General features: G+C 70.5%; 17 protein-coding genes. 7 read left to right on the forward strand and 10 right to left on the reverse strand.

Annotated elements, in window-relative coordinates; all coding sequences use genetic code 11:
* Positions 1 to 130: 130 nt before the first annotated feature.
* The 5 genes from mqnE to ABZ656_RS00875 form a co-directional block, all read right to left on the reverse strand.
* On the reverse strand, positions 131 to 1,294 hold the full coding sequence (gene mqnE / locus ABZ656_RS00855; RefSeq protein WP_101400020.1) for an aminofutalosine synthase MqnE: 1,164 nt from the start codon (positions 1,292 to 1,294) through the stop codon (positions 131 to 133).
* A gap of 41 nt (positions 1,295 to 1,335) precedes the next feature.
* The gene (locus ABZ656_RS00860; protein ID WP_101400019.1) at positions 1,336 to 1,791 is read right to left on the reverse strand and encodes an Lrp/AsnC family transcriptional regulator; all 456 of its coding nucleotides are present in this window, start codon (positions 1,789 to 1,791) and stop codon (positions 1,336 to 1,338) included.
* A gap of 124 nt (positions 1,792 to 1,915) precedes the next feature.
* On the reverse strand, positions 1,916 to 2,599 hold the full coding sequence (locus tag ABZ656_RS00865; protein WP_168494468.1) for a UbiX family flavin prenyltransferase: 684 nt from the start codon (positions 2,597 to 2,599) through the stop codon (positions 1,916 to 1,918).
* A 31-nt stretch (positions 2,600 to 2,630) separates the two neighbouring features.
* On the reverse strand, positions 2,631 to 3,536 hold the full coding sequence (gene mqnP / locus ABZ656_RS00870) for a menaquinone biosynthesis prenyltransferase MqnP (RefSeq protein WP_360263122.1): 906 nt from the start codon (positions 3,534 to 3,536) through the stop codon (positions 2,631 to 2,633).
* A 31-nt stretch (positions 3,537 to 3,567) separates the two neighbouring features.
* On the reverse strand, positions 3,568 to 5,025 hold the full coding sequence (locus ABZ656_RS00875; RefSeq protein WP_168494463.1) for a menaquinone biosynthesis decarboxylase: 1,458 nt from the start codon (positions 5,023 to 5,025) through the stop codon (positions 3,568 to 3,570).
* A gap of 321 nt (positions 5,026 to 5,346) precedes the next feature.
* Here ABZ656_RS00875 and ABZ656_RS00880 point away from each other — a divergent pair, with 321 nt between their 5' ends.
* On the forward strand, positions 5,347 to 5,754 hold the full coding sequence (locus ABZ656_RS00880) for a PLD nuclease N-terminal domain-containing protein (RefSeq protein ID WP_101400015.1): 408 nt from the start codon (positions 5,347 to 5,349) through the stop codon (positions 5,752 to 5,754).
* A gap of 89 nt (positions 5,755 to 5,843) precedes the next feature.
* Complete coding sequence (locus ABZ656_RS00885) at positions 5,844 to 7,235, forward strand: cytosine permease (protein ID WP_360263126.1); 1,392 nt, start codon at positions 5,844 to 5,846, stop codon at positions 7,233 to 7,235.
* A gap of 4 nt (positions 7,236 to 7,239) precedes the next feature.
* On the opposite strand, the gene ABZ656_RS00890 is transcribed toward ABZ656_RS00885, so the two are convergent.
* Positions 7,240 to 7,455: a hypothetical protein gene (locus ABZ656_RS00890; protein ID WP_360263311.1), complete on the reverse strand. Its 216-nt coding sequence runs from the start codon at positions 7,453 to 7,455 to the stop codon at positions 7,240 to 7,242.
* On the opposite strand from ABZ656_RS00890, the gene ABZ656_RS00895 reads away from it, so the two are divergent.
* Positions 7,400 to 7,999 (forward strand): class I SAM-dependent methyltransferase, encoded by a 600-nt coding sequence (locus ABZ656_RS00895; RefSeq protein WP_360263129.1) that lies wholly within the window; start codon positions 7,400 to 7,402, stop codon positions 7,997 to 7,999. The two genes, ABZ656_RS00890 and ABZ656_RS00895, sit on opposite strands and share 56 nt — an antisense overlap.
* 140 nt (positions 8,000 to 8,139) lie before the next feature.
* On the opposite strand, the gene ABZ656_RS00900 is transcribed toward ABZ656_RS00895, so the two are convergent.
* The gene (locus tag ABZ656_RS00900) at positions 8,140 to 9,420 is read right to left on the reverse strand and encodes a PucR family transcriptional regulator (RefSeq protein ID WP_101400013.1); all 1,281 of its coding nucleotides are present in this window, start codon (positions 9,418 to 9,420) and stop codon (positions 8,140 to 8,142) included.
* Positions 9,421 to 9,520: 100 nt separating this feature from the next.
* Between ABZ656_RS00900 and ABZ656_RS00905 the strand changes: the two genes are divergently transcribed.
* From ABZ656_RS00905 to ABZ656_RS00920, 4 genes are all read left to right on the forward strand, one after another.
* Positions 9,521 to 9,979, forward strand: coding sequence for a nucleoside deaminase (locus ABZ656_RS00905; RefSeq protein WP_101400012.1), 459 nt, complete (start codon positions 9,521 to 9,523; stop codon positions 9,977 to 9,979).
* Positions 9,972 to 10,949, forward strand: a complete 978-nt coding sequence (locus ABZ656_RS00910; protein WP_360263134.1) for a 2-oxoglutarate and iron-dependent oxygenase domain-containing protein — start codon at positions 9,972 to 9,974, stop codon at positions 10,947 to 10,949. Before ABZ656_RS00905 ends, ABZ656_RS00910 begins: the two co-directional genes overlap by 8 nt.
* 142 nt (positions 10,950 to 11,091) lie before the next feature.
* Positions 11,092 to 13,200, forward strand: coding sequence for a hypothetical protein (locus ABZ656_RS00915; RefSeq protein WP_360263137.1), 2,109 nt, complete (start codon positions 11,092 to 11,094; stop codon positions 13,198 to 13,200).
* The gene (locus tag ABZ656_RS00920) at positions 13,200 to 14,741 is read left to right on the forward strand and encodes an ABC transporter substrate-binding protein (protein WP_101400009.1); all 1,542 of its coding nucleotides are present in this window, start codon (positions 13,200 to 13,202) and stop codon (positions 14,739 to 14,741) included. The genes ABZ656_RS00915 and ABZ656_RS00920 overlap by 1 nt, the downstream gene beginning before the upstream one ends.
* 100 nt (positions 14,742 to 14,841) lie before the next feature.
* On the opposite strand, the gene ABZ656_RS00925 is transcribed toward ABZ656_RS00920, so the two are convergent.
* From ABZ656_RS00925 to ABZ656_RS00935, 3 genes are read right to left on the reverse strand one after another with little or no spacing between them, the layout of a single operon-like run.
* Complete coding sequence (locus tag ABZ656_RS00925) at positions 14,842 to 15,258, reverse strand: SRPBCC domain-containing protein (protein ID WP_101400008.1); 417 nt, start codon at positions 15,256 to 15,258, stop codon at positions 14,842 to 14,844.
* A gap of 45 nt (positions 15,259 to 15,303) precedes the next feature.
* Positions 15,304 to 16,416: a c-type cytochrome biogenesis protein CcsB gene (gene ccsB, locus ABZ656_RS00930; RefSeq protein WP_360263142.1), complete on the reverse strand. Its 1,113-nt coding sequence runs from the start codon at positions 16,414 to 16,416 to the stop codon at positions 15,304 to 15,306.
* Positions 16,413 to 18,230, reverse strand: coding sequence for a cytochrome c biogenesis protein ResB (locus tag ABZ656_RS00935; RefSeq protein ID WP_360263144.1), 1,818 nt, complete (start codon positions 18,228 to 18,230; stop codon positions 16,413 to 16,415). Before ABZ656_RS00935 ends, ccsB begins: the two co-directional genes overlap by 4 nt.
* Positions 18,231 to 18,232 lie beyond the last annotated feature (2 nt).

An 18,232-nucleotide genomic window follows, 5' to 3' on the forward strand; every position in this document is an offset into this window, starting at 1 on the left:
CCCATCCACGCCAGGTCGAACTTCCGGAACACGACGGCGGAGTCGTCGGACGAAGCGAAATGCCGGCCCCCTCCGCGAGGAGGGAACCGGCACAGGGGCCGTCATGGGCGCACGACAGGACCGCGGAGCGTCAGACGCGCATCGGCTGCGGCGACTCGCGGCGCGCCGGGTCCGGGCCGTCGTACTCGCGGATGATCTCGTAACGGGTGTTGCGCTCGACCGGCCGGAAGCCCGCGTCGCGGATCAGGTCGAGCAGGTCCTCGCGGGTCAGCTTGTTCGGCGTGCCGTAGTTGTCCGCGTCGTGCGTGATCTTGTACTCGACGACCGAGCCGTCCATGTCGTCGGCACCGTGCTGGAGGGCGAGCTGCGCGGTCTGTACGCCGTGCATCACCCAGAAGACCTTGACGTGCGGCACGTTGTCGAAGAGGAGACGGGAGACCGCGAAGGTCTTCAGGGCCTCGGCGCCGGTCGCCATCTGGGTGCGCGCCTGGAGCCGGTTGCGGACCTTGCCGTCCTTCATGTCCACGAAGTCGTGCTGGTAGCGCAGCGGGATGAAGACCTGGAAGCCACCGGTCTCGTCCTGGAGCTCACGGAGCCTGAGGACGTGGTCGACGCGGTGGCGGGGCTCCTCGATGTGCCCGTACAGCATCGTGCACGGGGTCTTCAGACCCTTCTCGTGCGCGAGCCGGTGGATGCGCGACCAGTCCTCCCAGTGCGTGCGGTGGTCCACGATGTGCCGGCGGACCTCCCAGTCGAAGATCTCCGCGCCGCCACCGGTGAGGGACTCGAGGCCCGCCTCGATCAGCTCGTCGAGGATCTCCGACGCCGACAGCCCGGAGATCGTCTCGAAGTGGTGGATCTCCGTCGCCGTGAAGGCCTTCAGGGAGACGTTCGGGAGGGCCTTCTTCAGCTCGCTCAGCGACCGCGGGTAGTAGCGCCACGGCAGGTTCGGGTGCAGCCCGTTGACAATGTGCAGCTCGGTGAGGTTGTCGTTCTCCATCGCCTTGGCGAGGCGGACGGCCTCCTCGATGCGCATCGTGTACGCGTCCTTCTCGCCCGGCTTGCGCTGGAACGAGCAGTACGCGCAGGACGCGGTGCACACGTTCGTCATGTTGAGGTGGCGGTTGACGTTGAAGTGGACGACGTCGCCGTTCTTGCGCGTGCGCACCTCGTGGGCGAGCCCGCCCAGCCAGGCCAGGTCGTCCGACTCGTACAGCGCGATGCCGTCCTCGCGGGTCAGCCGCTCACCGGCTCGAACCTTCTGCTCCAGCTCGCGCTTGAGCCCGACGTCCATGCCACTACCTCTTCCTAAGACAGACTTCGTAAACCGTACGCCTAACCCTCTTCAGGCAGCTCTCCGACCCGGTTCTCCCACTTCGTGGAGAGCACGATCGTCGTACGGGTCCGGGAGACGCCCTTCGTCCCCGAGAGCCGCCGGATGGTCTTCTCCAGCCCGTCGACATCACTCGCCCGCACCTTGAGCATGAACGAGTCGTCGCCCGCGATGAACCAGCAGTCCTCGATCTCGCCGAGGTCCCGCAGCCGCCGGGCCACGTCCTCGTGGTCGGCGGCGTCGGAGAGCGAGATGCCGATCAGGGCGGTGACGCCGAGACCGAGCGAGGCGGAGTCGACGGTGGCGCGGTAGCCGGTGATGACCCCGGCCGCCTCCAGCCGGTTGATGCGGTCGGTGACGCTGGGTCCCGACAGACCGACGAGGCGCCCCAGCTCCGCGTAGGAGGCCCGGCCGTTCTCTCTCAGGGCCTGGATGAGCTGCCTGTCCACCGCGTCCATGCGATCGCTAGCCTTCCGCTGAAGTGTGTGAGTCGTAAGTGGTGCGATGTTGCTCAGTGGTGCTCGGGTCGTACGTGTTCGGGTCGTACGTGCCGAGGTCGTACGTGCTCGGGGCCGTGGCCGCTCAGGTCGCTCGGAAGCCGCCGCCGAGTTCGCCCTCCCACCGGCGGTACAGCCCGTGTTCGACGCCCGCCGCGTCCAGCACCCGCCCGGCGACGAAGTCCACCAGGTCCTGGATGTGCGTGGCCCCCGCGTAGAACGCCGGCGAGGCGGGCAGCACGGTGGCGCCCGCGTCGTCCAGGGAGACCAGGTGGCGCAGCGTCTGCCCGTTCAACGGGGTCTCGCGGACGGCGACGACGAGCTTGCGCCCCTCCTTGAGCGTCACGCTCGCCGCGCGCTGCAGCAGGTCCTTCGACAGCCCCAGGGCGACTCCGGCCACGCAGGCCGTCGAGGCGGGCACGATGAGCATGCCCTTCGAGGGGTACGAGCCCGAGGACGGCCCCGCCGCCAGGTCACCGGCGCTCCAGTGCCGCACGGCGTCGAGGCGCCCCTCGAAGGCGTCGAAGGTGCCGGGCTTGCCGTCCGCGCCACGCGCCAGCCATACCCGCAGGTCGTCCTGCCAGTGGGCGTCCCGGAAGGACAGGCCGGTCTCGTCGAGCAGCGTGAGCCGCGAGGCGCGCGAGACCACCAGGTCGACGCTCTCCCCCGCCGCCAGGAGCGCCCGCAGCACGGAGGCGGCGTACGGCGTACCGGAGGCGCCCGACACCCCCACGATCCAAGGCCGGCGCTGCGTCTGTCCTGGCTTCATGACGTCGAGGGTATCCGGCGGCTGTCGGGATTCAGACCGTGAGCCCGCGGACCAGCAGATCGAGCAGGGCACACACGAACAGGGCGATGCCGATGAATCCGTTGACTTGGAAGAACGCGCGGTTCAGACGGGACAGGTCGTGCGGCTTCACGATGGAGTGCTCGTAGAGGAACGCGCCCGCGACGATCAGCAGGCCGAGCCAGAAGAACGTACCCGCGTCGGTGGCGACGGCGTACCAGGCGAACAGGGCGGTGGTGACGGCGTGGCAGGCGCGCGCCCCCCGGATCGCGGCGGGGATACCGAAGCGCGCCGGTACCGACATGACCCCGATCTCGCGGTCCGTCTCGACGTCCTGGCAGGCGTAGATCAGGTCGAAGCCGCCGATCCAGATCCCGACCGCGAGCCCCAGGATGACGGCGTCCCACGACCACTCGCCGGAGATCGCCAGCCAGCCGCCGATCGGGCCCATCGCCTGGGCCAGACCCAGGATGGCCTGCGGGAAGTTCGTGAACCGCTTGCCGTACGGGTACACCACCATCGGGATCACGGCGATGGGGGCCAGGGCCAGGCACAGGGGGTTCAGGAGGGCCGCGGCGCCCAGGAAGAGGACCAGCGCGACCAGCGCGCCCGTCCACGCGTGCTTCACGCTCATCGCGCCGGTGACCAGCTCACGGTGGGCCGTGCGCGGGTTGCGGGCGTCGATCTCGCGGTCGATGATCCGGTTCGCCGCCATCGCGAACGTGCGCAGCCCGACCATCGCGATCGTGACGAGCAGCAGCCTGCCCCAGTGGATGTTCTTGTCCCACTCGAACATCGCGGTCAGCGCGGCGATGTAGGCGAAGGGCAGCGCGAAGACGGAGTGCTCGATCATGACGAGCCGGAGGAAGGCCTTGGTGCGTCCCGGCTGCTGCGGGAGCGCGGCGGATGCGCTGGTCACCGGCCGCCCGCCCTTGTGCTGTTGATGGACCTCACAGGCCGTACTCCTTCCAGCGGCGGTCGACCGTCGCCGCCGTCTCCGGGTCCGAGAGAACCATTTCCGGCCATCCCCCGTCCCGGGTGTAACCCTCCTCGGGCCACTTCCTCGTCGCGTCGATGCCCGCCTTGCCGCCCCAGAACTGCTGGTAGGAGGCGTGGTCGAGATGATCGACGGGACCTTCGACGACGGTGAGGTCGCGGGCGTAGTCGGTGTTGCCGAGGGCCCGCCACGCGACCTCGTGCAGATCGTGGACGTCGCAGTCCGAGTCCACGACCACGATGAGCTTCGTGAGGGACATCATGTGCGCCCCCCAGACGGCGTGCATCACCTTCTGGGCGTGCTTGGGGTACTTCTTGTCGATCGCGACGATCGCGCAGTTGTGGAAACCGCCGGCCTCGGGGAGGTGGTAGTCCACGATGTCCGGCACGATGATCTTCAGCAGGGGGAGGAAGAAGCGCTCGGTCGCTCGCCCGAGGGGGCCGTCCTCCGTCGGGGGCCGCCCCACGACGATCGACTGGAGCAGCGGCCGCTTGCGCATGGTGACGCAGTCGATGGTCAGCGCCGGGAAGGGCTCCTGGGGCGTGTAGAACCCCGTGTGGTCGCCGAAGGGCCCCTCCGGGAGCATCTCCCCCGGCTCCAGCCACCCTTCGAGCACGACCTCCGCGTTCGCGGGGACCTGCAGCGGGACGGTCTTGCAGTCCACCATCTCGATCCGCTTGCCCTGGATGAACCCGGCGAAGAGGTACTCGTCGATGTCACCGGGCAGGGGGGCGGTGGAGGCGTACGTCACGGCAGGGGGGCACCCGAAGGCGATCGCGACGGGCAGTCGCTCTCCCCTCCGCGCCGCCACCTGGTAGTGGTTGCGGCTGTCCTTGTGGATCTGCCAGTGCATGCCGATGGTGCGCTTGTCGTGGCGCTGGAGGCGGTAGAGCCCGAGATTGCGGATCCCGGACTCGGGGTCCTTGGTGTGGGTGAGCCCGAGGTTGAAGAACGAGCCGCCGTCCTGGGGCCAGGTGAAGAGCGCGGGGAGGGCGTCCAGGTCGACGTCCTCACCGTGCAGCACGACCTCCTGCACGGGTGCGTTGTCGGACTTCACCTTCTTCGGCGGTACGTGGGTCATCGCGCCGAGCTTGCCGAAGGCCTCGCGCACGCCGACGAAGCCGTGGGGCAGCTCGGGCCTGAGCAGGCCGCCGATCTTCTCGCTGATCTCGCCGTACGACTTCAGGCCGAGGGCCTTCAGCAGCCGCCGGTCGGTCCCGAAGACGTTCATGGCGAGCGGCATGGCGGACCCGCGCACGTTCTCGAAGAGCAGCGCCGGTCCACCCGCCTTCTGCACCCGGTCGACGATCTCCCCGACCTCCAGATACGGGTCCACCTCGGCCTTGATGCGCTTGAGGTCGCCCTCGCGCTCCAGCGCCCTCAGCAGGGATCGAAGATCGTCGTAAGCCATGCGTCCAAGTATCGCTGAGGGCCGCCCGACACCGACGTGCGCCCCACCGCCGTGGGCGGGACCACCCCTCTCGCCCCCGCACCGCCCGAAGGGCCCGCCCTCGAACGCCGGGCGACCCGGGGCTTTGAGGGGCGCGGGGAACTGCGCGACCAGCCCCCGCCCACCCGCAGCCGAAGAACCCCGCTCCAGGGACCCGGGCGGGGGCGGCGGGGCGGCGGGGCGGGGAAAGTGTCATCCCCCCGTTGAAGTCAGCCGCTACCCTGTGCGCGTCACCGGGGCCCCGCACCGCCCCGCCACCGTCCACTGGGGGACCGTTCCGCCATGCTCAGGTATCTGCCGTTCCTGCTGGTCCTGGCGCTGTGGATCTACTCGTTCATCGACTGCCTGAACACGCCGGAAGAGCAGGTCCGAGGCCTGCCCAAGGTGGTGTGGGTGATCATCATCCTGCTCTTCGGAGAAGTCCTCGTCGGCCCGATCGCCTGGCTCGTCGCGGGCAAGGTCGGCCGGGGCCCGACCCGGGGCGTCACACCCTCCGAGTGGCACCGCGACCAGCGCCCGCAGTACGTCGCCCCTGACGACAACCCCGAGTTCCTGAACTCCCTCAACGCGGAGTCGTCCCCCTCCAGGAGCGTCAAGGACGAGGCGCTCCTGAAGGACTGGGAGGCCGACCTGCGGCGCCGCGAGGAGGAGCTGCGCCGGCGCGAGGCCGGCGGGGATTCCGAGAGCTGACGCCCGTACAAGGTGTACGCCGACGAGCCTCCCGGAACGGACAGTGCGCCTCTGGCCGGGGGTGGCGGGGCCCCGGACACTTACGGTGCATGACGACCGCTCCCGCCGGCACCACCGCACCGATCACGCCCGAGTACGGCGACAGAGTCATCGCCGTCGAGACGGCGGGCTCGGAACCGATCCCCGACGCCGAACGCCACGGCAGTCCGCTCCAGTTGCTGTGGACCTGGGCCTCCCCGAACATCGAGTTCGCGACCGTGTACATCGGCGTGATCTCGGTCCTCTTCTTCGGGCTGAACTTCTGGCAGGCGGCCGCGGCCCTGCTGCTGGGCACGGCGCTGGGCGCGCTGACGCAAGGCGTCCTGTCCCTCGACGGACCCCGGTTCGGCGTCCCGCAGATGGTGATCGGCCGCCTCTCCTTCGGATACCGGGGCAATCTGCTGCCGGCCGGGGTGAACGCCCTGGTGGCGGGCGTGGGCTGGTTCGCCGTGAACAGCGTGAGCGCCGCGTTCGCGCTGAACACGCTGACGGGTCTGCGCCCCCTGCCCTCGCTGCTGCTGGTGGTGGCGGTCGAGATCGTGATCGGCTTCATCGGCCACAACTTCGTGCACGCCTTCGAGAAGTACGCGTTCCCGGCGCTGGCGGTGGTGTTCCTGGTGGCCGGGGTGTGGACGTTCGACCACGCCGACCTGGGCACCGCGGGCGGGAGCGGCGGCATCGGCGGCTTCCTGCTGGCCTTCAGCACGGCGTGGGGGTACGCGGCGGGCTGGAACCCGTACGCCACGGACTACTCGCGCTACCTCCCCCGCACGGCGAACAAGTTCAGGACCGCCCTCTACCCCGCCGTCGGACTCTTCCTCTCCGTCGCGGCCGTCTCCCTCATCGGCGCGGCGTCGGCGACGATCGCGGCCCCCGGGAGCGCGACCCCGACGGCCGCCTTCACCGGCCATCTTCCGTCCTGGCTCGGCGACTTGGTGCTGCTCTCCATCATCCTGGGCGGTGTCTCGGCGAACGCGCTGAACGTCTACTCCTCCGCCATGTCCATCACCTCGCTCGGCCTGCGGCTGCCGGCCTGGCTGGGGCGCGGCGCGCTGGTGGTGCTCTCGGGCGTGGCGGGCACGGCGGCGGCGTGGGCGTCGCTGTCCGACGCCGGGCATGCGTACGAGGCGTTCCTGCTGGTCATCGCGTACTGGATCGGACCGTGGCTGGGAGTGGTGCTGGTGGAACGGTGGTTCCTGACCCGTACACGCGACGACGAGCCGGCCCGGCGCCTGGGCGACCGCGCGTTCACCAACTGGCCCGGTATCACCGCCCTGTTGATAGGCGTGGCGGTCTCGGTTCCGCTCTTCTCCAATCAGGAGAAGTACGTGGGCTGGGTACCGAAGCACTGGGCCTCCTTCGGCGACATCACCTGCCTGGTGGGCTTCGCGGTGAGCGCGGCGCTGTACGCGCTGCTGCGGCGGGCGCCCCGCACGGGCTGAACGGTCAGCCGGTGGCGCTCAGCAGCGAGGCCTGTCCGGCGTACCCCACCTCGATGTGCCGTGCGCCGAAGGCCTTCTGGACGAGGGGTCGGGCGGTGGTGGGGTCGTCGACGCCCACGAACACGAACCCGGCCTCGTCCACGCCGACTTCGCGCAGGTCGAAGGTGCCGTTCCAGCGGGACAAAGCCGAGTTGGAGAACAAGCCCTTCGACCGGGCCATGCTCGCCGCCTTCGCGGAGCAGGTGCGGGCCGGCGGGGGCGGGCAGGTCGCCGACCTCGGGTGCGGGCCGGGACGGGTGACGATTCACCTGGAGGGTCTCGGGCTGGACGCGTACGGGATCGATCTGTCGCCGCAGATGGTCGCCGAGGCCCGGCGCAGTCATCCGCACCTCCGCTTCGAGGTGCGCTCGATGACCGACCTCGACATCGAGGACGCCTCACTCGCCGGGGCCCTCGCCTGGTACTCCACCGTGCACACACCGTTGACGGAACTTCCCCTGTTCTTCGCGGAGTTCCACCGGATCCTGGCACCGGGGGGTCATCTGCTGATCGCCTTCAAGGCGGGCGACGATCGCGTGCACCTCGATCACGCGTACGGCCATGACCTGGACCTCGACGTCTACCGCTTCCCACCCGAGCGCGTCGCCGAACTGCTGCGCGACGCCGGGCTCGTGGAGGTCGCCCGCCTCGTCCGCGAGGCCGACGCCCGCGAGAAGACGCCGCAGGCGTCCGTCCTGGCCCGGAAGCCGGAACCGCCGGCGTGACGGTGACGTTCCCCTTCGAGGGACGGGATGAGGAGACGAACGAGAACACGTGACGGCGACGCCGGAGGCGGGAGCGGCTCAGTGCGGGCGGGCGGCCGACGAGTGGCGGCACAGGCGCAACCGGACGACAGAGCCGGACGTCAGGCCACCGTCCGCAACCCGCCCCCCGCGGCCGCCGGCACCCCCCGCACGATCCGGTGCGCGCACAGCGCCGCCAGCAGTTCGCCGAGCAGGTCCGGGTCGTCGATCTCCAGGCCCAGGAGGGATTCGATGCGTTCCAGGCGCTGGTAGAGGGACTGGCGGCCGATGTGGAGCAGGGCCGCCGTGCGGGTGGGTGAGCAGCCGTGGCGGAGGTGGATCTCCAGGGTGCGGACGAGGTCGCTGGGGTGGGCGGCCTCCCAGGCCAGCAGGGGGCCCAGGGTGTGCTGGACCAGGCGGGCGAGGCGGTCACGGTTGGCGTCCACACCGCCTCGGGTCAGCTCGCGTTCCAGGGTGAGGGCGCGGGAGGAGGTGACGACCGGGCCGCCGGTCGGGCCGGGTTCGGCGGACGACACCGTGAGCGCCAGTTCCAGGGTCGTCCGGGCCGCCCGCAGTGTCTCGCTCCAGCGCAGCCAGCCGCCGCCCGCGAGAACCGCGTGTCCGACCGCCACGGTCACCCCGGCCTCGGCGGCCGCCCGGAAGGCCTCCTGCACGGCCCGTACGACATCCCGCCGCGCCGTCACCGACCGTACGGCGTCGTCCGGCATCGCCACCAGCGCCAGTACGTCCCCCGGGAACGCCGCCCGCAGCACCGCGACCCCGCCCAGAGAGCGCGCCGCCCGGTCGACCACGCCCAGCTCGCGCGCCCCGTGCGCCGACACCCCGACCAGCCGCGCGCCCGGACCCGGATGGAACCCGGCGAGCGCCGCGCGTGCCTCCACCTCGGGCTGGTTGAGGGCCTGCCCGTCGGCGAGATCGGCGAGCAGGGCGGCGGTGTGATCGCCGCCCCAGGGCCGTACGGACGCCGCCCGCCCCGACAGACCGCGCGCCACGATCGCCCGGTTCGCGGCCTCGGTGATACGGACGAAGGGCACCACCCGGTGCAGGGCGAGCAGCGGCAGTCCGAGCCGCCGGGCCTCGTCGACGACCTCCTCCGGCATCCGCACCAGCGACCGTCCGACCTCCACCGCGAGCCCCGCCGCTCCGCGCGCGGCCAGCTCGCGGACGTAGCGCCGGCGGGTGTCCTCGTCCGCGTCGGTCAGCCCGAAGCCGTTGGTGAGGAGCAGTTCGCCGCCGTCGAGGAAGTTCGCCCCCTCGTACACCTCGCTCGAATGCACCCAGCGGACCGGGCGGTCCAGGGCGCCTTCGCCGGCGAGGAGTTCGGGCTCGCTGCCGCGGACCGGGTCGAGGGCCAGGATGTCACGGAGGGTGAGTGCGGGCACGGGAACCTCCAGAAGTGCTGACAGTCCGTCCGGATGCGGGTTGCCGGGAGAGTACTTTCCGCACGTTGCCCTCGTGTTTCGGCCACAGGAGAGTGGAGTCATGGAGCACATTGATCAGGAACGGGCACGGGTGTGGCTGTCGACCGCCGTCGCGGAGGCCCGCGCCGGGCTGGCGGAGGGCGGCATCCCCATCGGCGCCGCGCTGTACGGCGCGGACGGCATGCTTCTGGGCCGCGGACACAACCGGCGGGTCCAGGACGGCGACCCGTCCATGCACGCGGAGACCTCGGCGTTCCGCGCTGCGGGACGCCAGCGTTCGTACCGCGGTACGACCATGGTGACGACCCTGTCGCCGTGCTGGTACTGCTCCGGCCTGGTGCGCCAGTTCGGCATCTCGCGGGTCGTGGTGGGCGAGGCGGAGACCTTCCACGGCGGCCACGACTGGCTGGCCGAGCACGGCGTGGAGATCGTGCTCCTGGACGACCCCGAGTGCACCGCGCTGATGCGTGACTTCATCAAGGACAACCCGGCCCTGTGGAACGAGGACATCGGTGAGTAGCAGCCCCCGTACCCCCCGCATCCCGACCGTCGACCTGCGGCCCTGGCTGGACGGCGACCCCGACGCCCGTACCCGCATCGCCCGCACCGTCGACGAAGCCCTCCAGAGCGCCGGTTTCCTCCTCGTCACCGGACACGGTGTGGACCCGGCCCTCCGCACCCGCATCCGCGAGGCCGCCCGCGCCTTCTTCGCCCTCCCCGCGGAGGTCAAGCAGCCGTACGCCGTCCAGGTCGGCGGGCGCGGCTGGCTCGGCCCGGGTGCCGAGGCCAACGGTTATTCGGAAGGTACTCAGACGCCCCCCGACCTCAAGGAGTCGCTGACCTTCGCGACGCACGAGCCCTTCGAGGACCCGGAGACCAACGCGGAGTGGTACGCGCCCAACGTCTGGCCCGCCGAGGCCCCCGAGCTGCAAAAGCTCTGCGAGGAGTACCTGACGGGGATGGGCGAACTGGAGAACCACCTGCTGGCCCTCCTGGGTGAGGCCCTGGGACTGGAGCCGGACTTCTTCACCCGGCACATGGACCACCCGACATACGGCTTCAACATCAACTGGTACCCGGGAACGGAGGTCGTCGGCGAGCCGGAGCCCGGCCAGTTCCGTATCGGCCCCCACACCGATTTCGGCACCGTCACCATCCTCGACCGGCAGGCCGGCAAGGGCGGGCTGCAGGTCTACACGGACGAGGGCGGCTGGGAGGACGCGCCCTTCGACCCGGCGGCGTTCACGATCAACATCGGTGACCTGATGGCCCGTTGGACGGGTGACCGGTGGCGCTCGGGCCGGCACCGTGTGCTGCCCCCGCCCGCCGACGCGCCGGCCGAGGAGCTGATGTCGCTGGTCTACTTCGGCGAGTGCACGCCGGGGACCGTGGTGGAGTCGGTGCCCGCGCCGGTGGGCCGCGTCGCGTATCCGCCGGTCGACTCCCATGTTTATCTGCGCGAAAAGCTGGATTCGATCACCGTGGGGTAGACGGGTGAAAGGGCGCGGACAATTTTCGTAACCAAACGGACATCCCGCGCCCTAGTCCGAACCAACTCCCCCTTTTTACACTGGTGTTGATAGACCTCACAGCAGCACAGAGCAGGACCGGACCGCGCCAGGGGGAGATGCGGTGCACAGAGGGCTGCACGGACGCGGAGCGTTGTTCGACACCGATCCGCCCGGTCTTGCACCACGGCTCGTCGGCCTGCGCCCGTACCAGCTGCGCTCGTCCCCGTACGAACACCCGAAGGAACTGCCCTTCGTGGTGTTCGCGGGCGGGCGGGGGCTCGGCAAGAGCGCCGTACTGCGGGAGCTGCGCGACGCGTATCGCGGCCACACGCCGGTCGCGCTGGTCGACGGCGAGGAACGGCAGTTCGCCGGGCCGCCCGCCGAGCGGCCCGCGGAGTCCTGGTCGCCGGTGGGACAGGCGCTCACCACCATCGCCGAGCAGCTCGCGGAGCCGGTGACCGGCGCCGGGCGGATCGGTTTTCCGCGCCTGACGTCCGGGCTGCTGGCCGTCGCTGCGGGCGGCTGGAGCGACCGTGACGTGCCCCGCATCCGGCAGGAGGCGGAGCGGATCCTGCTGCTGAACGAGACCGGCTCATGGCTCTCGGGGTTCGCGGGCCGCTGGGTGAGCAAGGTCGTCTCCAAACTCATCGCCTCGCTCAGTGGTACGGGTCCCGTGATCGCGCCGATCATCGAAGCCACCCTGGAGGCGTTCGCCGAAGGGATCGGCCCCGCTCCCCGCCGGCTGCGCAGGGCCGCCACCTGGTACCGCGACTATCCGAACGCGGGCGGCAATGCCAAGCTCGGCCTGATCCTGCTCTCCTCGCACTTCCGCGCGGGCGGCGACTCCCGCACCCACGCCGAGCGCTATCTCGTACGGGCCCTGCTGGCCGACCTCGACGACGCGTACGCGGGGGTCATGCAGCGCTCGCACCGGCTGGGCCGCCCGCTCGTGCTGATCGACAACGTGCAGGAACGAGCGGGCCTCGGCCTGTTGGAACCGGTGCTGCGCGACCGCGCCGACGGCATCGCCGACCACGTCGTCTTCTTCGCCGCCCTGCGCGGCTACAGCCATGGAGCGCTGCGCAACGCGAGCCGCCGCACCCTCCCCGAGGTCGCCCGGCACACCGGCTGGGAGCCGGGCACCTCGCCGTCCTCGCGGGCGCTGCTCGTCGCGCTGCCGCCGCTGACCCCGGACGACACCCTGCACCTCGTCGGCGGCGTCTCGCGGGGGCTCGCCATCCCGCCTCAACTCCCGTACGCCACTCACCGCTTGTCCGGCGGCAGCCCGCTCGGCGTCACCCTCCTCGCGGAATCCGCCCGCCAGAACCTGCCCCAAGGAGCCAAGTCCCTGGGCGAGTTGCTCACCTCCGACGTCGCCGTCCACGAGGACAACGACGGCCGGCCCACCTATCAGGAGCTGCTCGACCGGCTCGTACCCGGTGGCCGGCTCGACGAACTGACCGTGCTCGCCGCGGCCCACGACCGCGACTCGGCCTGCGCGCTCGCGGAGGTCCAGCTCTCCGACGACTTCGGCGCGTCGGGGGTCCTCGCACTGGAGGAGCGGCTCACGGAGGAGGGCTGGACGAGCGCCGCCGGGCAGTTCGTGGGCGATCCGTTCCTGCGCGCGCTGCTCCTGCTGCGGCTGCACCACGGCGACCCCGACCACGCACGCTGGCGGTCCGTGCACCGCACCCTCATCGACCACTACGGCGACGGGGACCAGCCGGAGCGCGCGCGCTGTCGACTGCACCACGAACTCGCCCTCGGCAAGGCCGACTTCGCGGTGGCGCACCTGCGCGACACCTTCCCGCGCACCGACACCGGGTCCTGGCTGTCCTCGCTCGTCTTCATCGCGTCCGCGCCCTACTACCACGCACACGACCCGGACGGCCGCGACTTCGGCGGCCACGGCGGTCACGACGACCGGGCGGCCGTCGCGCTCGGCCGCACCGACGCCGCCCAGCAGCCGCCGGACAGCGTGGACGCCGTACTGCATCTGCGGGTACGACGGCTGCTGCACGCGGTCTGGCAGCTGACCGATCCGCTGGTGCTGCCGGATCCGAAGGTGTCCGACCGGCTCCGTTTCGAGCTGGAGCAGCTGTCGAACCTGCGGCCCGCGGGCAACCCGCTGCTGTGGCGGGCCTCGCGGGAGTGGCCGTCGGACGCCCTCGCCGGCCGCCCCCTGCGCATCCCTGGTGACGACGACGAGAACGGGAACGGGGACCTGTGATGGCGCGCTTGTGGACCTGGCTGCGCGAGGACGTCTGGGAGATTCGTTTCCGCAGATATGCCGCGCTGGCCCTCGCGGCAGTACTGGCGGGCCTCGGCGTCTGGGGCGGCATGACGGCCACCAAGGAGAACCGCTCCTGCGCGCCCGGCGTCGTCCAGCCGAAGGGCAGCGACGAGTGCGTGGGCGTCTCGTGGACGACGTACGACTTCGGGCGTCCGCAGTTCGCCGACACCGTACGGGCCATCCACCGCGAGAACACCCGTCTGACGCCCGGCAGTTACGTCACCGTCGCGCTCCTCGAACCCTTCACCGCCACCGACGCCGACAACCTGGGCGATGTGCTGCACGAGCTCCAGGGCGCCTATCTGGCCCAGTACCAGGCCAATCACGACACCACCGGCCTGAAGCCGAAGATCCGCCTGGTGCTGGCCAACCCCGGCTCCACCGGTACCTACTGGCAGCACACGGTCGACCAGCTGGCAGGCATGACGGGAGGCTCCGACCGGCTGCGCGCGGTGACCGGGGTCGGCCTGAGCACCGACAACAACAAGAAGGCCGTCAAGGAGCTGACCAGCCGGGGCATCCCGGTGATAGGCAGTTCGATCACCGCCGACGACCTGGCCAACGGGCAGGACGGCAAGGACCCGTTCCCCGGGCTCGCCCGGGTCTCCCCCACCAACACCGACGAGGCACGCGCCCTCGCCTCCTTCGCCAAGGTCTCCGCCGCCAACGCCTTCCTCGTCTACGACCGCACCGGCGACCCCTACACGCGCACGCTCCAGGCGTCCTTCGAGAAGATGCTCAAGGGCTCGCGCTACGAGGCCCAGCCGTTCACGCCGCCCGCGGACCGCAGCAAGGAGGGCAGCACCTCCAACGTCTTCATGCAGATCACCAACATCCTCTGCAACACGCCGACCACCACGAACACCATCCTGTTCGCGGGGCGCCACACCCAGCTGCGGCAGTTCATCAACATGCTGGGCCAGCGCGGCTGCCACGACCGCCGGTTCACCGTGCTCACCGGCGACGAGGGCTCCTACCTCGCCGGGGACAAGGACCTCGACCCGGCCGCCCTCAAGGACCCGCTGCTGACCGTCCGCTACACGTCCCTGGCCCACCCGGACGCCTGGCTCACGGACACCGCGAAGACGGGCGGCAGCGCGGCCGACGCGAAGGTGCTGCAGTCGCTTCTGGGGAGTGCGGGCAAGGAGCCGGTCGGGCCCCTCGGGCCGATCGCCCTGGACGACGGCCAGCTGATCATCGCGTACGACGCCATGCGGCTCGCCGTGCGCGGCATCCGCGGGGCGTCGCCGACGGGGAAGATCCCGGCCCTCGCGGACGTCGGGCTCCAGTGGCCGCAGGTCAAGGGCAAGGAGCTGCGGGTGAACGGGGCGAGCGGGTGGATCTGTCTGGACGCCCACGGCAATCCGTACGACAAGGCGGTGCCGATCGTGCAGCTGACGCCCGAGTCCCGGGCTCGCTTTGTGAAGATCGCGTGGCCTGAAGGGAAGCCGCCGACGGAGTGTCTGCCGCCGGCTTGACGGGGGGCGCCGTCGGGGGTCGGCGGGAGCGTGCCTGCGGGTCGTTCATGGCTGGTCGCGCCCACCCGGCGGAGCCGCACAATGTCACAGCCCCGCGCCCCTAAGGGGCGCTCCTGTCCGGGGCGCTTGCCAAGTGGGCGACCAATCTTTCGAAGCGCCGGGGCCAGCCCGGGTTCTCGCTCTCGGCGCTCTCGTGGGTGAAGCGGACCGTCGTGCCTGTGGGGCGGGTCGGTTCCAGGTGGAAGCGGATGCGGCCCCGCCCCTCGACCGTGTACTCGGCGATCCGCTCGACGTCCCACGCCGTGATCCGGCCGCTGCCGATCCCGCGGAGCGTGACCGCGCCGCCGAGTCGCGGCTCGAACACCTCGGCGGCGGCCAGCCATCCCCGTAGTCCTTCCGGGGTGGCCACCGCCGCCCAGACGTTCTCCACAGGCTGGGGAAGGTGCAGCAGGTAGTGCAGGACGCGGGTGCCGTCCTCCCGGGTCTCGGTGGCGCCCTCTTCGATGGCTCGGGTCATGACACCAGCGTGGCCCGGGAGAGGCCGTTCCGCACGCGCCGAAGGCTAGACGCCCGCGTAGGAGTGCTTGCCGGAGACGAAGATGTTGACTCCGTAGTAGTTGAAGAGGAAGCAGGCGAAGGCGATCAGGGCGATGTACGCGGCCTTGCGGCCCTTCCAGCCGGCCGTGGCGCGGGCGTGGAGGTAGCAGGCGTAGGCGACCCAGGTGATGAACGCCCAGGTCTCCTTCGGGTCCCAGCCCCAGTAGCGGCCCCACGCGTCGCCCGCCCAGATGGCGCCCGCGATGATCGTGAAGGTCCACAGCGGGAAGACGGCGGCGTTGACGCGGTAGGAGAACTTGTCGAGGGAGGCCGAGGAGGGCAGCCGCTCCATGACGGAGGTGGCGAAGCGGCCCGGCCGGCCGCCGGTGGCGAGCTTGTTCTCGTACGAGTCCTTGAAGAGGTACATCAGGGTGCCGACCGCGCCCACGTAGAACACGGCGCCACAGAGGATCGCGGTCGAGACGTGGATGTACAGCCAGTACGAGTGGAGCGCGGGCACCAGCTGGTCGCTCGCCGTGTAGAGCACCGTGACCGCGAGGCCGAGGTCGAGGAGGACGGTGGTGACCAGGGGCAGGCCCAGCCAGCGGATGTTCTTCTTCAGCGCGAGCATCGCCAGGTAGACGGTGACGGCGACCGTGGAGAAGGTGACGCTGAACTCGTACATGTTGCCCCACGGCGCCCGCTGCACCGACAGCGCGCGGGCGACGACACCGGCCGCCTCGACGGCCCAGGCGAGCACGGTGAGGGACACCGCGATCCGGCCGTAGAGGTCGCCCTGCGCGTCCCCGCCGTGTGCGCCGGGCCCGTCGGGCACGTCACGGGCGCCCGCCGCCGACCGGGTGACGACCTTCGGCCGCTCCAGGACGGCCGTACCGCCCGCCGACTGCACGGTGACCGCGGGGGCTTTCGCCTTCTCGGCGGTGGTGAGCGCGGCGGCCGTACGGGCCACCTTGCTGCGGCTGCCGAAGATCCACTCGGCGATGTACGCGAAGAAGGCCAGGGTGTAGACGGCCATCGCGGAGTAGATCAGCGTGTTGCTGATGTTGGCGAGGTGTTCGTTGGTGGCCGTGGCCAGATCGGTCACGGCACCCAGGTCGGTTGCGGTGGCGAGAGTCACTTCTCAGCCCCTTCGGCGGCAGGTACGGAGGGTTCGGCGTCGGGGTCGGTTTCGACTGCGGCTTCGTCTGTGTCGGGCTTGGTGGGCGCCTGTTCGTGGACGAGGGCGGCCAGGTCCCCCAGTTCTTCGGGGAGTTTCGCGGACTCGCTGCGGCCGAGGCCCGCCATCTCGACGACGGTGACGCCGTCGGCCCCGGTGGTCGCCCGCACCCACACGCGGCGGCGCTGGATGAAGAGCGAACCGGCGAGACCGAAGATCGCGGTGAAGGCACCGATCAGCGCCCAGTCACTGCCGGGCTGCTGGGTGACCTGGAAGTTCGCCCACTCCTTGATGCCCTTGTCGAAGGTGATGGAGCCGGCGCCGTTCGGCAGCTTCATCGTCTCGCCGGGCAGCAGGCGCGCCTTGACGATGTCGCCCTTCGCGTCCTTGAACTGCTTCATCTTCGAGGTGTCGAGCTGGTACACGTTCTGCGGAATGCCCGCGTCGACACCCAGGCTGCCGTGGTACCCGGACAGCGCGAGCACGGGGAAGTCGAGCGCGGGGAACTGGGAGAACATGTCGCCCTTGCCCGCACCCGCGAAGGTCGGCACGAAGAAGGCGGAGAAACCGAGCTGTTCGGTCGTCCCCTGCGCGTTCTTGTAGCCGTCCATGACCTTGATCGCGCCCTGCGAGGTGACGTTCGAGTCGAGCGGCAGCATCGGCACGGCGTCGTGGTAGACGACGTTGCCCTTGCCGTCCCGGACGGTGACGACCGGCGCGTAACCGTGGGCGGTGAGATAGACCTTCGAGTCGCCGATCTTCAGCGGCTCGTTGACCTTGACGGTGGTCTTCTTCTCCTTGCCGTACGCGCCGACGCTGTAGGTGATGGCCGCCTGGTACGTGCGGGGGGTGCCCTTGTTGGGGCCGGTCCGCTCGTAGGTGCCCGTGAACTTCTTGAGGTTGAAGCTGAACGGCGTGAGGTCGTCGGTGCTGAAGAGGTTGCCGGACTTGAAGTCGTCGTACTGCGAGATCGTGTTGGAGAACCCGTCGCCCTCGACGATCAGCTTGTTGCCCTCGGACTTGAAGAGCTGGCCCCAGGCGAAGGCGACCAGCATCACGATCAGCGCGATGTGGAAGAGCAGGTTGCCGGTCTCGCGGAGGTAGCCCTTCTCGGCGGCGACGGCGTCCTTCTCGATGTGCGCCCGGAAGCGTCGCCGCTTGAGGATCTCGAGGGCGGCCTCGCGGACCTGCTCGGGCTCGGCCGCGGTGCGCCAGGTCGCGTACGCGGGCAGCCGGTTCAGCCGCTTGGGGGCGCCCGGCGGACGGCCGCGCAGCTGCCCGACGAACTGCCAGGTGCGCGGGACGATGCAGCCGATGAGCGAGACGAACAGCAGGATGTAGATCGCGGAGAACCACACCGAGCTGTAGACGTGGAACAGGCCGAGCTTGTCGTAGACGGGGCCGAGGATGCTGTGCGCGTCCTTGAAGTCCGCCACCTTCTGGGCGTCGGTCCCGGACTGCGGGATCAGCGAGCCGGGGATCGCCCCGAGCGACAGCAGGAAGAGCAGGATCAGGGCGACCCGCATCGACGTCAGCTGCCGCCAGAACCAGCGGGCCCAGCCGACGACCTCACGGCCGGTCCAGGTCAGCCAGCCCAGGGCGCCGGGCGCGCGGGACCCGCCGAAGGAGCCGGGCACGGCCGTGTCGACCGGCGCGGTGGACAGCTGGGATCCGGCTTCGCCGAGTTCACCGTCGGCGCTCACCCCGATGTGCCGCTTGGCGGCCGCCGGGTCCTTCGTCCTGCCCGTGCCGGTGTCGGTGTCGGTCGTGCTCATCG

It is taken from the genome of Streptomyces sp. NPDC007095 (genome assembly GCF_040634475.1).
In the GTDB taxonomy this organism is placed as follows: Bacteria; Actinomycetota; Actinomycetes; order Streptomycetales; family Streptomycetaceae; genus Streptomyces.

Excerpts from the sequence above, each read along its gene's own strand:
- mqnE (WP_101400020.1), bottom strand. The coding sequence starts at position 1,294 with ATGGACGTCGGGCTCAAGCGCGAGCTGGAGCAGAAGGTTCGAGCCGGT.
- ABZ656_RS00860 (WP_101400019.1), bottom strand. The coding sequence starts at position 1,791 with ATGGACGCGGTGGACAGGCAGCTCATCCAGGCCCTGAGAGAGAACGGC.
- ABZ656_RS00865 (WP_168494468.1), bottom strand. The coding sequence starts at position 2,599 with ATGAAGCCAGGACAGACGCAGCGCCGGCCTTGGATCGTGGGGGTGTCG.
- ABZ656_RS00875 (WP_168494463.1), bottom strand. The coding sequence starts at position 5,025 with ATGGCTTACGACGATCTTCGATCCCTGCTGAGGGCGCTGGAGCGCGAG.
- ABZ656_RS00880 (WP_101400015.1), top strand. The coding sequence starts at position 5,347 with ATGCTCAGGTATCTGCCGTTCCTGCTGGTCCTGGCGCTGTGGATCTAC.
- ABZ656_RS00885 (WP_360263126.1), top strand. The coding sequence starts at position 5,844 with ATGACGACCGCTCCCGCCGGCACCACCGCACCGATCACGCCCGAGTAC.
- ABZ656_RS00890 (WP_360263311.1), bottom strand. The coding sequence starts at position 7,455 with ATGGCCCGGTCGAAGGGCTTGTTCTCCAACTCGGCTTTGTCCCGCTGG.
- ABZ656_RS00905 (WP_101400012.1), top strand. The coding sequence starts at position 9,521 with ATGGAGCACATTGATCAGGAACGGGCACGGGTGTGGCTGTCGACCGCC.
- ABZ656_RS00920 (WP_101400009.1), top strand. The coding sequence starts at position 13,200 with ATGGCGCGCTTGTGGACCTGGCTGCGCGAGGACGTCTGGGAGATTCGT.
- ABZ656_RS00925 (WP_101400008.1), bottom strand. The coding sequence starts at position 15,258 with ATGACCCGAGCCATCGAAGAGGGCGCCACCGAGACCCGGGAGGACGGC.
- ABZ656_RS00935 (WP_360263144.1), bottom strand. The coding sequence starts at position 18,230 with ATGAGCACGACCGACACCGACACCGGCACGGGCAGGACGAAGGACCCG.